Source organism: Vibrio galatheae, assembly GCF_000967545.1.
Taxonomy (GTDB): domain Bacteria; phylum Pseudomonadota; class Gammaproteobacteria; order Enterobacterales; family Vibrionaceae; genus Vibrio; species Vibrio galatheae.
The window spans coordinates 1-13,574 of sequence record NZ_JXXV01000014.1 but is presented as its reverse complement, the minus strand read 5'-3'; the positions used below and the strand labels follow the sequence as shown (position 1 = coordinate 13,574).

Annotated in this window: 12 protein-coding genes; 4 read left to right on the top strand and 8 right to left on the bottom strand. The window is 44.3% G+C overall.

The genetic code is table 11. The features are described 5' to 3' along the window. Positions 1-99: 99 nt before the first annotated feature. Together glmS and TW81_RS07175 are read right to left on the bottom strand one after the other, a co-directional pair. Positions 100-1,932, bottom strand: coding sequence for a glutamine--fructose-6-phosphate transaminase (isomerizing) (gene glmS / locus TW81_RS07180; protein WP_045955034.1), 1,833 nt, complete (start codon positions 1,930-1,932; stop codon positions 100-102). A gap of 82 nt (positions 1,933-2,014) precedes the next feature. After that, positions 2,015-2,776: a DeoR/GlpR family DNA-binding transcription regulator gene (locus tag TW81_RS07175; RefSeq protein WP_045955033.1), complete on the bottom strand. Its 762-nt coding sequence runs from the start codon at positions 2,774-2,776 to the stop codon at positions 2,015-2,017. A 430-nt stretch (positions 2,777-3,206) separates the two neighbouring features. Here TW81_RS07175 and pykF point away from each other — a divergent pair, with 430 nt between their 5' ends. Both pykF and TW81_RS07165 read left to right on the top strand, forming a co-directional pair. Then, entirely contained in the window at positions 3,207-4,619 is a 1,413-nt protein-coding gene (gene pykF / locus TW81_RS07170; protein WP_045955032.1) for a pyruvate kinase PykF, read from the top strand. Between the two features lie 177 nt (positions 4,620-4,796). Next, a complete protein-coding gene (locus tag TW81_RS07165) occupies positions 4,797-5,465 on the top strand; it encodes a GntR family transcriptional regulator (protein WP_084715830.1) in 669 nt (222 codons plus the stop codon). A gap of 104 nt (positions 5,466-5,569) precedes the next feature. Here TW81_RS07165 and TW81_RS07160 read toward each other — a convergent pair whose 3' ends face one another. Together TW81_RS07160 and TW81_RS07155 are read right to left on the bottom strand one after the other, a co-directional pair. After that, on the bottom strand, positions 5,570-6,265 hold the full coding sequence (locus TW81_RS07160; protein ID WP_045955031.1) for an oxidative stress defense protein: 696 nt from the start codon (positions 6,263-6,265) through the stop codon (positions 5,570-5,572). A gap of 116 nt (positions 6,266-6,381) precedes the next feature. Further along, positions 6,382-7,278, bottom strand: a complete 897-nt coding sequence (locus TW81_RS07155) for a LysR family transcriptional regulator ArgP (RefSeq protein WP_045955030.1) — start codon at positions 7,276-7,278, stop codon at positions 6,382-6,384. A gap of 132 nt (positions 7,279-7,410) precedes the next feature. On the opposite strand from TW81_RS07155, the gene TW81_RS07150 reads away from it, so the two are divergent. Next, on the top strand, positions 7,411-8,022 hold the full coding sequence (locus TW81_RS07150; RefSeq protein WP_420835059.1) for a LysE/ArgO family amino acid transporter: 612 nt from the start codon (positions 7,411-7,413) through the stop codon (positions 8,020-8,022). Between the two features lie 7 nt (positions 8,023-8,029). After that, on the top strand, positions 8,030-8,512 hold the full coding sequence (locus tag TW81_RS07145; protein ID WP_045955028.1) for a YbaK/EbsC family protein: 483 nt from the start codon (positions 8,030-8,032) through the stop codon (positions 8,510-8,512). A gap of 39 nt (positions 8,513-8,551) precedes the next feature. Here TW81_RS07145 and mscS read toward each other — a convergent pair whose 3' ends face one another. From mscS to epd, 4 genes are all read right to left on the bottom strand, one after another. Further along, complete coding sequence (gene mscS / locus TW81_RS07140; RefSeq protein ID WP_045955027.1) at positions 8,552-9,418, bottom strand: small-conductance mechanosensitive channel MscS; 867 nt, start codon at positions 9,416-9,418, stop codon at positions 8,552-8,554. A gap of 302 nt (positions 9,419-9,720) precedes the next feature. Then, positions 9,721-10,797 carry a class II fructose-bisphosphate aldolase gene (gene fbaA / locus TW81_RS07135; protein ID WP_045955026.1) on the bottom strand — a complete coding sequence of 359 codons (1,077 nt, stop codon included), beginning with the start codon at positions 10,795-10,797 and terminating at the stop codon, positions 9,721-9,723. A 153-nt stretch (positions 10,798-10,950) separates the two neighbouring features. Then, positions 10,951-12,111 (bottom strand): phosphoglycerate kinase, encoded by a 1,161-nt coding sequence (locus tag TW81_RS07130; RefSeq protein ID WP_045955025.1) that lies wholly within the window; start codon positions 12,109-12,111, stop codon positions 10,951-10,953. 153 nt (positions 12,112-12,264) lie between these two features. Continuing rightward, positions 12,265-13,290: an erythrose-4-phosphate dehydrogenase gene (gene epd, locus TW81_RS07125; protein WP_045955024.1), complete on the bottom strand. Its 1,026-nt coding sequence runs from the start codon at positions 13,288-13,290 to the stop codon at positions 12,265-12,267. Between the last annotated feature and the right edge of the window lie 284 nt (positions 13,291-13,574).

The following is a 13,574-nucleotide window of genomic DNA, read 5'->3' as shown; positions in this document are numbered from 1 at the left end:
TAAAAAGTTTTCAACTTTAGTGTCACAGTTTCAAACTTTAGTGTCACAGTTTCAGACTTTAATGTCTACCGACACCTTTTTTATCAATAGAAATGAGCCTTACTCAACCGTCACCGCTTTGGCTAGGTTGCGCGGTTGGTCTACATCGGTACCTTTAATTAAGGCAACATGGTACGACAACAACTGCATTGGTACTGTGTAGAAGATCGGTGCTGTCACTTCGTTAACGTGAGGCATCTTAATGATCTTCATGCTCTCATCACCTTCGAAACCAGCGTCTGCATCCGCGAAGACGTACAGCAAGCCACCACGAGCACGTACTTCTTCCACGTTCGATTTTAGTTTCTCAAGTAGATCATTGCTTGGCGCGATGACCACTACTGGCATATCGGCATCAATCAAGGCAAGAGGGCCATGCTTCAATTCACCCGCCGCATACGCCTCAGCGTGAATGTAAGAGATCTCTTTCAATTTCAACGACGCTTCCATCGCAATTGGGTAGTACTCACCACGACCGAGGAACAAGGTATGGTGTTTATCGGCAAAGTCAGGAGCAAGCGCTTCAATTTCTTTATCAAATGCCAGTGCCTGTTCAATCGCAGAAGGCAGCTCATGCAGCGCTTTGACAATTTCCGTTTCACGCGCTTGATCAACACGACCTTGTAAACGACCAATTGATACTACCATCATCAGCATTGCAGCAAGTTGAGTGGTAAACGCTTTAGTTGACGCAACCCCGATTTCAGTACCTGCACGCGTCATGAAAGCAAAATCCGACTCACGAACCAATGACGAACCAGCCACGTTACAGATGGTCATCGCGGCCATGTAGCCTTTCTCTTTTGCCAAACGCAGCGCCGCTAGCGTATCTGCAGTTTCACCCGATTGAGACAGTGTGACCAATAGGCTGTTTGGACGAACCACAAAGTCTCGGTAACGGAACTCAGAAGCAATCTCGACATCACAGCTGACACCCGCGATAGATTCAAACCAGTAGCGCGCCGCCATACCTGAGTTGTATGAAGTACCACAAGCAATGATCTGTACGTGATCCACTTTGCTTAAGATCTCTTCCGCGTTGACACCGATCGCACTGGTAACCACTGCTTTGTCAGAAATACGACCTTCCATGGTGTTGATCAGCGCAGTTGGCTGCTCAAAGATCTCTTTTTGCATAAAGTGGCGGTACTGGCCTTTATCACCGGCATCATGCTCCGCGTTTGATTCAACGATCTCACGCTCAACTTTAGTACCTGTTGCATCAAATACAGTCACGTCACGACGGGTGATCTCTGCAACATCGCCTTCTTCTAGGTACATAAAGCGGCGAGTAACACTCAGTAGTGCTAATTGATCCGATGCCAAGAAGTTTTCACCCACACCAAAACCAATCACGATCGGGCTACCTGAACGTGCCACGACAATACGCGAAGGATCATTGCGATCAACTGCCACGGTACCGTACGCACCTTCAAGTTGTTTTGCCGTCTTTTGTAGCGCTTCTAGCAAGGTTTCCGATGTGCGACGCTCCCACTCGACCATGTGCGCGATAACTTCAGTGTCAGTTTGAGATTCAAACACATAACCACGTGATTGCAGCAGTTCGCGTAGCTCTTCGTGGTTCTCAATGATGCCATTGTGCACGACAGCAATATCACCAGACATATGTGGGTGTGCGTTGATTTCTGATGGTTCACCGTGCGTTGCCCAGCGGGTATGCGCAATACCTGTTCCACCGATAACATTCGCAGCGTCAACCGCATCTGCCAGTTCTTGTACTTTACCTAGACGGCGAACACGAGTGAGGTTTGATTCGCTATCTACGACTGCAACACCAGCCGAGTCATAGCCGCGGTACTCTAGACGGCGTAAACCTTCAACCAAAATTTCAGCGACATCACGTTGTGCTACTGCACCGACGATTCCACACATAATTAACTCCAAGTTATCGGTTCCGATAGGCAGCAAGCAAAGGCCTGATTCGGATAAGTAATATTAAAAGATTTGTTTAACGTTATGCACAAAGCACTTTGACACCATGAGATTCAATGTTTTGTCTATACTCAGGCTTCAAGTCTTTATTCGTAATTAAAATATCGATAGCATCCCAAGCAAGTTCTAAGTTGGGTATTTTGCGGCCTATTTTTTCTGACTCGACCATCACAATCACTTCACGTGATACTTCGGCCATCACTTTGCTTAAGCCAACCAGCTCATTGAAGGTTGTTGTACCACGCTCTAAATCGACCCCATCCGCGCCAATAAATAGCTGATCAAAGTCATAAGATCGGAGAACAGACTCAGCAACCTGTCCTTGGAAAGACTCAGAGTGGGCATCCCACGTTCCTCCCGTCATCAACAAGGTAGGTTCACTCTCTAATTCATTCAGCGCATTAGCAACATTGAGTGAGTTGGTCATCACCACCAATCCACGCATGCCATCAAGTAACTTGATCAGTGCGCCCGTGGTACTACCACTATCAATCACAATCCGGTTGTGTTCTCTGATCAACTTAGCAGCCGCTTCTGCCAATTCATTCTTCCGAACCGAAACAATTTCATTCAACTCTTCACTTACGACTTCTTTCGGTAGTGCGATCGCTCCACCATAGCGGCGCAGCAGTTGACCATTTTTCTCTAACGAAGCAAGATCCTTTCTAATCGTTACTTCTGAAGTTTCAAACTGCAGTGATAGAGCATCAACACTAACCTCACCTTTTTCATTTACTAGGCTGGAAATTGCGTGTCTTCTGATCTGAGTGTTTCGTTTCGACATTTAATTTAAACATTCAAGTTTCGAACTGAAAGCAATTATAGTCAAAACGAAAGATTCATGTCCATTTATTTTGAACCAAAAAATTAATAAATAGCGCAAAAACCTTGTCCTAAGACAATTCTTAACCAGTGATATTGAAATCATTAGGTGGTAGAATTCGCACCCTAAAAGAAAAAAAATTACAGAATTGACCGTTATTTTTTTGCAATCTAGCCATTATATCCTAGTGTTGTCACATAAATGCGGCCTATCACGTCATCAAGTTGGTCATAAAATGACTAAACTTAGTGAAAGACTTTCAGTTCTGGAGCCAACCAGTTGTATTGCTGTTTCACGAGTTGGCAGGCACAAAATGCCTAGATGACAGCCTTGGTTTCAGAGCAACAACCGACTTTCAAATTGTAACTATATCGACCGGAGAGTATCTTCCATGAAAAAGACCAAAATCGTATGTACGATTGGCCCTAAAACTGAATCAGTAGAGAAGTTAACTGAACTAGTAAACGCAGGCATGAACGTAATGCGCCTGAACTTCTCTCACGGTGACTACGAAGAGCACGGCACACGTATCGCAAACTTCCGCAAAGTAATGGAAGAGTCAGGTAAGCAACTTGCGATTCTTCTAGACACTAAAGGCCCAGAAATTCGTACTATCAAACTAGAAAACGGCGACGACGTTGATCTAGTAGCTGGTCAAGAGTTCACTTTCACAACTGACATTTCAGTTGTAGGTAACAAAGATAAAGTAGCAGTAACATACCCAGGTTTCGCAGCAGACCTAAGCGTTGGTAACACTATCCTAGTAGACGACGGTCTAATCGAGATGGAAGTTATCGCAACTTCTGAAACTGAAGTTAAGTGTAAAGTGCTTAACAATGGCGCTCTAGGCGAAAACAAAGGTGTTAACCTTCCTGGTGTATCTGTAAACCTACCTGCACTATCTGAAAAAGATAAAAATGACCTTAAATTTGGTTGTGAGCAAGGCGTTGATTTCGTAGCAGCTTCTTTCATCCGTAAAGCTTCTGACGTTCAAGAAATCCGTGAAGTTCTAGCGGCAAACGGCGGCGAGAACATCCACATCATCTCTAAGATCGAAAACCAAGAAGGTGTTGATAACTTCGACGAGATCCTAGAGCTTTCTGACGGCATCATGGTTGCTCGTGGTGACCTAGGTGTTGAAATCCCAGCTGAAGAAGTAATCTTCGCTCAGAAAATGATGATCGAGAAGTGTAACCGTGCACGTAAGATGGTTATCACAGCAACGCAAATGCTTGATTCTATGATCAACAACCCACGTCCTACTCGTGCAGAAGCGGGCGACGTTGCTAACGCGGTAATGGACGGTACTGATGCAGTAATGCTTTCTGGTGAAACAGCAAAAGGTAAATACCCTGTTGAAGCTGTTACTATCATGGCTCAAATCGCAAAACGTACTGATTCAGTACTAAAAGCCGAGCTAGGTGATCGTCTAGATAGCCCACGTCTACGCATCACTGAAGCAGTATGTAAAGGCGCAGTAGACACAGCAGAGAAGCTGGCAGCTCCTCTAATCGTTGTGGCAACTGAAGGTGGTAAATCTGCACGTTCTGTACGTAAGTACTTCCCAACAGCAAACATCCTAGCACTAACAACTAACACTAAGACTGCTGCACAGCTAGTTCTAACTAAAGGTGTAACTCCAGTTGTTGTTGAGTCTATCCAAAACACTGACGCATTCTACGTAGCGGGTAAAGAACTTGCTCTAGAGTCTGGCCTAGGTAAGAAAGGCGACATCGTTGTTATGGTATCTGGCGCGCTAGTTGCTTCGGGTACAACAAACACTGCATCTGTACACGTACTATAATTACGCGCTTACAATTGCATTCTATTAAAGAGGACTTAGGTCCTCTTTTTTTTGATTATTTTTGCCTTGCCGGGCTAATTGGTAGGTTGTATCATCATTGAGAATCTCAGTACCACATACTGTTTAAGTGGATTTTTGTGGTCATAAAATGCAGCGTCAATTGATAAGGAATTCAGTGTGCCTAGCCCGACATTAACAGATAAAGTCTCTGAAATGATTGTTCAAGATATCTTGAATGGCCTACTTCAACCGGATGAAAAGCTTGTCGTGGCTGACCTCAAACAGAGATACAATGTCGGTGCATCACCTATTCGAGAAGCACTGGTGCAACTGTCTTGGAGCAAGCACGTTAACTTGCAACCACAAAAAGGGTGCAGTGTTGCCTCTATCTCCCTTGATGAGCTCAATGACCTTTACCAAAGCTTGCGTTTTGTCTCCGCAGTATTACTCAAACAAGCGATTGAAAGTGAAGATGAAAGCTGGGAATTGGCGATACTGACTTGTTACCATAAGTTATCGCGACTGCATCATGCTAAAGAGGGTGTTGACTCACGCGAGTGGGAAGAGCGCCAGCATCAATTTCTCATTGCCCTGATGGAAGGCTCTCAATCACCTAATATGTTGGACTTCTTCAACACGCTGCTTACTCAGATCAAACGCTATCGATGCTATGCTCTGACGAATGGCCTAACACAGATGAGCTCGACTCTTGATGATTATGAGATCATTATGAAACTTGTTTTGGCCAAAGACACCAAACAGGCAATAAAGAAACTTGATGAGCATTTAGATCTCAATCGGCAGCAAACTCATGCAGTTATTGAGCAGCAAGCGGCGGCGGCTTAAATCCTCGTTCTTACTCTCTCACTTCAAGTGTCCATCCATCTGAATATATCAACGCCTCGCAAAAGTGCATTCGCGAGGCATGGTTATCCCTCTTGCTTTTAAACTCAGTCGAGCTTGTAAATCACATCAACGCTATCACGAATTATAATCGCTGAGTCTTGGTAGCCATTTGATTCACTGCGTGCGTCCATTGCCATAGAGCGCATTAAAATAGGCTGCTGGCCCGACATTTTGTAGTCAATACGCCACACGCCTTGGAGATCTTTACCAAAACCTTGTGCCAATGATTCCGCTTTGCTGTTGGCGTCTTTGCTCGCCGCCATGCGAGCTTGCTGTTGATACTTGGCCTGATCTTTGACTTGCAACTGAATATTATCGACTTGGTTAATACCAGAGTTTAACGCCAGATCTAAGTACTGATTCAAATTGGCGAGATCGTCAACCGTGACACTAATACTGCGAGAGGCACGATAGCCGACCAGTTCTGGTTTGCCATTCTTGGGATAGTGGTATTGAGGGGTAATGTAGAGGTTCGAGCTAGAGATATTTTGCTTCTCTACTCCTTGTTGGTTCAGTGCGTCGAGAAAATCTTGTACCACCTTATCTACCGCCAGTTTTGCTTGTTCGGCAGTCATGGTTGACTCAACAATTTTTACTGAAAACTGAGCCATATCCGGTGTGGCAACGACTTCACCATAACCTGTTGTGGATAAATGAGGAAAATCGGGACCATTGGCCAACACACCAACACTACTTAACGACAGCGTTAAAGCCGTAACTAAGGTAGGAATCACTTTCATATTAAATTATCCAATGCCATTAACTGTATACATCATAGGCACAGAGTGCCAAGAGACCAACACACATCACCCAGTTCTGACAGAGATTTAACTGAGTCTATGATCTAAGCTTCAATCTATTTAGGCAGTAAATCAGCAGTATAGGAAGTAATCGCTTGAGTGACTTCTTGCAACAAACCCGTCTCAAGTTGCCAATGGTGCCAATAGATACGAAAACTCATGAAAAAGCCCGGCATCAAATCAACCAACTGGCCTGCTGCAAGCTCTTGCTCAATCTGCAACTTAGGGATCAAGCAATAAGCACACCCCATGAGCGCAAGATTTACAAACGCTTCAGAGCTTGCGACGTGATGATGGACAATCACATCTGGATCAATATTGAAATGCTCGGTCAGAAATTCACGATGCTGGAGATCATATTGATCAAACGAAACCGCAGGCGCACGCAGTAGTGCGGCTCTATTCACACCGTTAGAGAAATACGCTTTTGCAAACTGAGGACTGGCGACACAGACATAGTCCATACGGCCAAGATACGGCGCTTCACACCCCACCATGGGTTTGGGCTCCATACTTAACGCACCAACAACTTCACCGTTTTTAAGCTTATGTAGCGTCCGAGCTTCGGGAAACACTACAAAGTTAAACTCCACTCGATGTGCTTTCATTACAGGTGCAAGGGCGGGCAGTAACCAAGTCGCTAGGCTATCGGCATTGGTCGCAATAGAAACACGCTGTACTTTTTCTTCATCTGAATAACTAAGCTCCGGAATTAGCTCACTTTCCAGCAACTGGACTCGTTGATAAAAGCCAAGTAGCTTTTGTCCTATCGGGGTTGGCTTGGGTGGCTGCTCACGAATCAATACTGGTTGTGCAAGGAACCTCTCTAACTGTTTCACTCGCTGCGAGACCGCGGATTGAGAAACATACAAAGATTGCGCCGCACGTTCAAAACTGCCTGACTTAACCACAGCTTCCAACGCTTCGATCCAACGATAATCTAGTCCACGCATTACTCGCCCCTATACTCACTATATAAGGCAAACTTATATAGGATAAAAATCATTAAATATACTTATTTATTTTGATTCTTTATCTTGAAGCATCAATAACCATTTGGGAGAAATAAGGTGAATCTTTGGTTAATGCTACAAGGCTTTGGGCTGGGGGCGAGTATGATCATTCCTATTAGTGCACAAAACGCTTACGTGCTCAATCAAGGCATTAAGCGTCACCATCATTTAACTACCGCGACAATCTGCAGCATGCTGGATATTGTTTTTATCTCACTCGGCATCTTCGGTGGCGGCGCTTTGCTCTCTCAGAATGAAGTGTTGCTTATGCTGGTCACCATTGGCGGTATCGCGTTTTTATGTTTCTATGGCTCTCTGTCGCTAAAAAGTGCGCTAACACCACAACAAGACGAGACAAAGAGCAAACAAACGCAAAGAGGGAAACGAGCCGTGATTCTCGGTGCTTTAGCCGTTACCGTCCTAAACCCGCATCTCTATTTAGATACCGTGGTTATTTTAGGATCGATTGGCGGCCAATTCAGTGGCCAAGACCGAATCGCTTTTGCCATCGGCACCATGATGGCATCCTTGGTATGGTTCTTCTCACTCTCGATAGGCGCCGCAAAACTAGGCCCAACATTATCACAACCCAAAGTGAAGCAAGGCATTGATATTCTTGTCGCTTTGATGATGTTTGTGATTGCCTTAATGTTGGCGAAAGAGTTATACAATCAAGTGGTTTAGGGAAAACATGAATAAGCTAGAAGAAATTTATCAGTTTAATAAACGGTTGCTTGAGCAGCTAAACATCGATTACCAAGAGTGGCAGCACGAACCTATATTAGATTTTGAGACTGATGAAAGGATTGCGAAGGAGCTGGGCTGGTCCGGCACCCATAGCAAGAGCCTATTCCTAAAGTTGAAAGGCGCAGGCTATGCACTTTTGCTTACCGACAAAGATAGTCGTTTAGACAGCAAAGGGGTGAAAGCGCGAACAGGAAAAAGACCCTCAATTGTTAGCAATGAAGAGATGACCGAGAAAATCGGCTGTGTCCCAGGGGCGGTCTGCCCATTTGGCTTACCAACTGAAATCGATATTATTATTGATACTCAGCTCTATCAGCACAGTGAAATACTCTATACACCGGGCAAGCCGGACGTCACGTTCGCCATCCCCGCAGCTCAATTACCCGCCGTTTTAAATCAATTGGACAATCAGGTGTTGGAAATGTAAAAAGCGAGGCTGTTAGCCTCGCTTTTCTATCTGAGTGGATTAATCTTCCACTTTGTTCAAGTGAACATCCATTTGTGGGAATGGGATTTCGATACCCGCTTCATCAAGCGCTTCTTTAATGCATTGCATCGAATCGAAGTAAACACCCCAGTAGTCAGCTGTTTTTACCCAAGGGCGCACAACAAAGTTTACTGACGAATCAGCTAATGCCAATACGCCAACCGTCATGTCTGGATCTTTAAGGATACGAGGATCTTTTTCTAGCACATCGCGAATGACTTGCTTAGTTTGTTTAAGATCCGCTTTATAAGAAACACCAATAACAAGATCAACACGGCGAGTTTCATGACGAGAGTAGTTTGTAATTGGACCACCAATTACACCCGCGTTAGGTACAACAACCATTTTATTGTCAGGTGTTTTTAGCACGGTTTGAAAAATTTGAATTGCTTCAACACTACCAGCGACACCACCCACTTCTACGTAGTCACCTGATTTAAATGGACGGAAACCAACAATCAGAACACCTGCGGCAAAGTTTGATAGAGAACCTTGCAGCGCAAGACCAATGGCTAGGCCAGCCGCACCAATAACCGCAACAACAGAGGCCGTTTCAACGCCCATTCGACCAAGTGCCGCAATCAGAACGATAACAAACAACACGTAACGCACTAGGCCATGTATAAACTCAACCACGGCTTTGTCCATGCTCTTTTTGTCGAGCACTTTTGCTACGCTGTTGGCAATCATTTTAACGATAATGTTACCAATAAACAGAATGACCAGTGCCGAGAAAATATTGACACCGTACTGAATTAACAAATCTGAATTATTCGTTAACCATGTTTCTGCGTGGCTTAAGCCATCCACCAAAGGGGTTTCAATCCCTACTGACTCACCTGACATATATGTATCCTCTATCCTAATTAAAGACTGCATGAACCCAACTGCGCACTACTGCCATTAGGTCCTAGTATTAATCTATTCACTGAAACAATGTCAGCTTTTTGGCACGATATACCATTTTTGACTGCGCTTAAAGCGCTGTTTTTGCGAACAGCATGAAAAAGTTTCGCGGAGTTGCTGATTTCTAGTTAGTGTAGCAGTACCAAACGAGCACAGCCGTAAATATCAATCGAGCCTCTGATTAGCAGATATAAAAAAACCCGCTCAACGAGCGGGTTTTCTATAAACTCAGTAAAGACGAATTATAGTACGTCTACCGCGTTAAGGTCAGCGAAGGCTTTTTCTAAGCGAGCAACCATTGAAGCTTGACCTGCACGTAGCCATACGCGTGGATCGTAGTACTTCTTGTTTGGCGCATCTTCACCCGTTGGGTTACCAATTTGACCTTGTAGGTAATCGTGGTTTTCCGCTTCGTACTGACGGATACCATCCCAAGTTGCCCACTGTGTATCAGTATCGATGTTCATTTTGATAACACCGTAGCCGATAGACTCTTGGATTTCAGCTTCTGTAGAACCACTACCACCGTGGAATACGAAGTTTAGAGCGTTAGGTGCAATACCGAACTTCTCTGCACAGTATGCTTGAGAATCACGTAGGATAGTTGGAGTAAGAACAACGTTACCTGGCTTGTAAACACCGTGTACGTTACCGAAAGAAGCAGCGATAGTGAAACGGTGTGAAACTGCGCTTAGTTTCTCGTAAGCGTATGCAACATCTTCTGGAGAAGTGTAAAGCTCAGATGCATCCATATCAGAGTTATCAACGCCATCTTCTTCACCACCAGTACAACCAAGTTCGATCTCGATTGTCATGTTCATTTTAGCCATGCGCTCTAGGTACTTAGCACATGTTTCGATGTTTTCTTCTAGTGTTTCTTCAGAAAGGTCTAGCATGTGAGAAGAAAAGAGAGGCTTACCAGTTTGAGCAAAGAACTCTTCGCCAGCATCTAGTAGACCGTCGATCCAAGGTAGAAGTTTCTTAGCAGCGTGGTCTGTGTGTAGGATTACTGGCACACCGTAAGCTTCTGCTACCGCGTGAACGTATTTAGCACCCGCTACAGCACCAAGGATTTGTGCACCTTGACCTTCAAGTTTAACGCCTTTACCAGCGAAGAAAGCTGCGCCGCCGTTAGAGAACTGAACTACAACTGGAGCTTTAACTTTAGCTGCTGCTTCCAGTACTGCGTTTACAGAGTCAGTACCAACTACGTTTACTGCTGGTAGAGCGAAGTTGTTTTCCTTTGCAACTTCAAAAACTTTCTGTACGTCATCGCCAGAGATAACACCTGGTTTTACGAAATCGAAGATCTTAGACATGGATGTAATCCTATTTATCTGTCGTTTTAAAAATAAAACTTGTTAAGTTTAAATTCATGCAAACGTTTGCTCACAACGTGCGCTATTCTAGCAAAAAAATGTGATGTGCAGCAAACAAGAAAGCGGGAGAATCACTCCCCCGCTTTCACTTAATTACTTAGCGCGCTCTTCAAGCATCGCCACTGCTGGTAGTACTTTACCTTCAACGAATTCAAGGAACGCACCGCCGCCAGTAGAGATGTAAGAAACGTCAGCTTTGATACCGAATTTATCGATAGCAGCTAGTGTGTCACCACCACCCGCTACAGAGAAGCCTGCAGACTGAGCGATTGCTTCAGAGATACCTTTAGTACCTGCTTCGAAGTTCTTGAACTCGAATACACCTACAGGGCCATTCCATAGGATTGTCTTAGCGTTAGCGATGATTTCAGCTAGAACAGCAGTTGAATCTGGACCTAGGTCGAAGATCATGTCGTCGTCAGCTACGTCAGCAACGTTCTTGATTTCAGCTTCTGCGTTCTCATCAAATGCTTTTGCACATGCAACATCAGTGGCTACTGGAATAGAGCACTCTTTCATTAGCTTCTGTGCAGTTTCAACTAGGTCAGCTTCGTATAAAGACTTACCTACGTTGTGGCCAGCTGCCGCGATGAATGTGTTTGCGATACCACCACCAACAACAAGTTGGTCAGCAACTTTAGATAGAGACTCTAGAACTGTTAGTTTAGTAGAAACTTTAGAACCACCAACGATAGCAACTAGTGGACGTTCTGGGTTGTCCATTGCTTTGCCTAGTGCTTCTAGTTCAGCGGCTAGAAGAGGACCAGCACATGCTACAGGAGCGTTCATGCCAACACCGTGAGTTGACGCTTGTGCACGGTGAGCTGTACCGAACGCATCCATAACGAAGATGTCACATAGTGCAGCATATTTCTTAGATAGCTCTTCTTCGTTCTTCTTTTCGCCTTTGTTGAAACGAACGTTTTCAAGAACAACAAGTTCACCAGTGTTTAGCTCTAGGCCATCTAGGTAGTCTTTTGCTAGCTTAACTTCGCAATCTAGAGCGTCGTTTAAGTAGTTAACAACAGGTTGTAGAGAGAACTCTTCTGCGTATTCACCTTCAGTTGGACGACCTAGGTGAGAAGTAACCATAACTTTAGCGCCAGCTTCTAGACAGTGCTTAATGGTTGGTAAAGAAGCTAGGATACGTGCATCAGAAGTCACTTTGCCTTCTTTTACTGGTACGTTTAGGTCCGCACGGATAAATACACGTTTACCTGCTAGATCCAGGTCAGTCATCTTGATTACAGACATGATGTGTCCTCTCAAATATTCAATAAGTAAAGTTTTCAGTCGCCCAGCAACCCTTGCTAAGCTCAATAATTCTTCAAACTGGTCTTAATATGGAGAACTAATTAATTTATTTCAAGGCTAAAAATAAATCTTTCTCCACTGCTGCTTTACGGCTTATTCAGCAGCTTGCATTGCGATCGCAGTATCCAGCATACGGTTCGCAAAGCCCCATTCGTTATCACACCAAACCAGCATTTTCACCAAATGCCCGTTACTCACTCGTGTTTGTGTGCCATCAACAATCGCGCTATGGGGATCGTGATTAAAGTCGATAGAAACGAGCGGCGCTTCAGTATAGTCAACAATGCCCTGTAATGTACACTGAGATGCGTTAACAATGGTTTGATTTACGTCATTAACTTTCACATTTGTATTAATTGTGACACTTAAATCCATCGCAGTTACATTAACAGTCGGTACGCGAACCGAAATAGCCTCAAATTTGTTGGAAAATTTCGGAAAAATTCTTTCAATACCTTTATGCAATTTTGTATCAACAGGAATGATGGATTGGCTCGCTGCACGAGTTCGTCTTAAGTCAGAATGGTAAGCATCAATGACTTGTTGATCGTTCATCGACGAGTGGATGGTAGTAATGGTGCCTGATTCGATTTCAAAAGCGTCATCGAGCGCTTTAATGATAGGAACGATACAGTTAGTGGTACACGAACCATTGGAAACGACTTTATGCTCAGCTTTAAGTGTATCGTGATTAACGCCATAGATAATAGTGTTGTCGAGATCGCTGGCGCCAGGATGAGAAAAGAGCACCTTCTTCGCGCCCGCTTTAATATGTTCCTGCCCATCAGCTTGAGAGCCAAACACACCGGTACAATCCAAAACAAGGTCAACCTCTAAATCGCGCCAAGGTAATAGCTCGATCTCACTTAGATGAAGGATGCGAATGGAGTCAAACTCACTACTGTCGTGATGAATATAGATATGCTCTTGATCATTGGTCACTTTCTTGCCAAAGCGCCCATGACTAGTATCGTACTGCAGTAGGTGTGCCATTGCATCAGGCTGAGCAAGCTCATTGACCGCAACCACTTTAATCTGTTGGCTTTTACCGCTTTCATATACTGCTCGCAGTACATTACGACCGATACGACCAAATCCATTGATTGCAACCTTTAGCATGCTTCCTTCACCTTACAATATTTTCGTGTAACAGATAGTAACTGAGTGAGTTCCTAGATGCGAGTTCCGAATATCTAGAGAAGGTATATTTCTAGAATCGAGGAACTAGGACTTCTAAAAATAAACCGAGCCACTTTGGCTCGGTTTTCTATTTTATGTGCTTAGCAAAAAGTAATTAAGCTAGAAGCTCTTTCGCTGTGTTGACTACGTTTTCAGTTGTGAAACCAAACATCTTGAACAGCTCACCAGCTGGTGCAGATTCGCCGAAGGTTGTCATGCCGATG

Coding starts and splice junctions, on each gene's coding strand:
- glmS (WP_045955034.1), bottom strand. CDS start 1,932: ATGTGTGGAATCGTCGGTGCAGTAGCACAACGTGATGTCGCTGAAATT.
- TW81_RS07175 (WP_045955033.1), bottom strand. CDS start 2,776: ATGTCGAAACGAAACACTCAGATCAGAAGACACGCAATTTCCAGCCTA.
- pykF (WP_045955032.1), top strand. CDS start 3,207: ATGAAAAAGACCAAAATCGTATGTACGATTGGCCCTAAAACTGAATCA.
- TW81_RS07160 (WP_045955031.1), bottom strand. CDS start 6,265: ATGAAAGTGATTCCTACCTTAGTTACGGCTTTAACGCTGTCGTTAAGT.
- TW81_RS07155 (WP_045955030.1), bottom strand. CDS start 7,278: ATGCGTGGACTAGATTATCGTTGGATCGAAGCGTTGGAAGCTGTGGTT.
- TW81_RS07150 (WP_420835059.1), top strand. CDS start 7,411: ATGCTACAAGGCTTTGGGCTGGGGGCGAGTATGATCATTCCTATTAGT.
- TW81_RS07145 (WP_045955028.1), top strand. CDS start 8,030: ATGAATAAGCTAGAAGAAATTTATCAGTTTAATAAACGGTTGCTTGAG.
- mscS (WP_045955027.1), bottom strand. CDS start 9,418: ATGTCAGGTGAGTCAGTAGGGATTGAAACCCCTTTGGTGGATGGCTTA.
- fbaA (WP_045955026.1), bottom strand. CDS start 10,797: ATGTCTAAGATCTTCGATTTCGTAAAACCAGGTGTTATCTCTGGCGAT.
- TW81_RS07130 (WP_045955025.1), bottom strand. CDS start 12,111: ATGTCTGTAATCAAGATGACTGACCTGGATCTAGCAGGTAAACGTGTA.
- epd (WP_045955024.1), bottom strand. CDS start 13,290: ATGCTAAAGGTTGCAATCAATGGATTTGGTCGTATCGGTCGTAATGTA.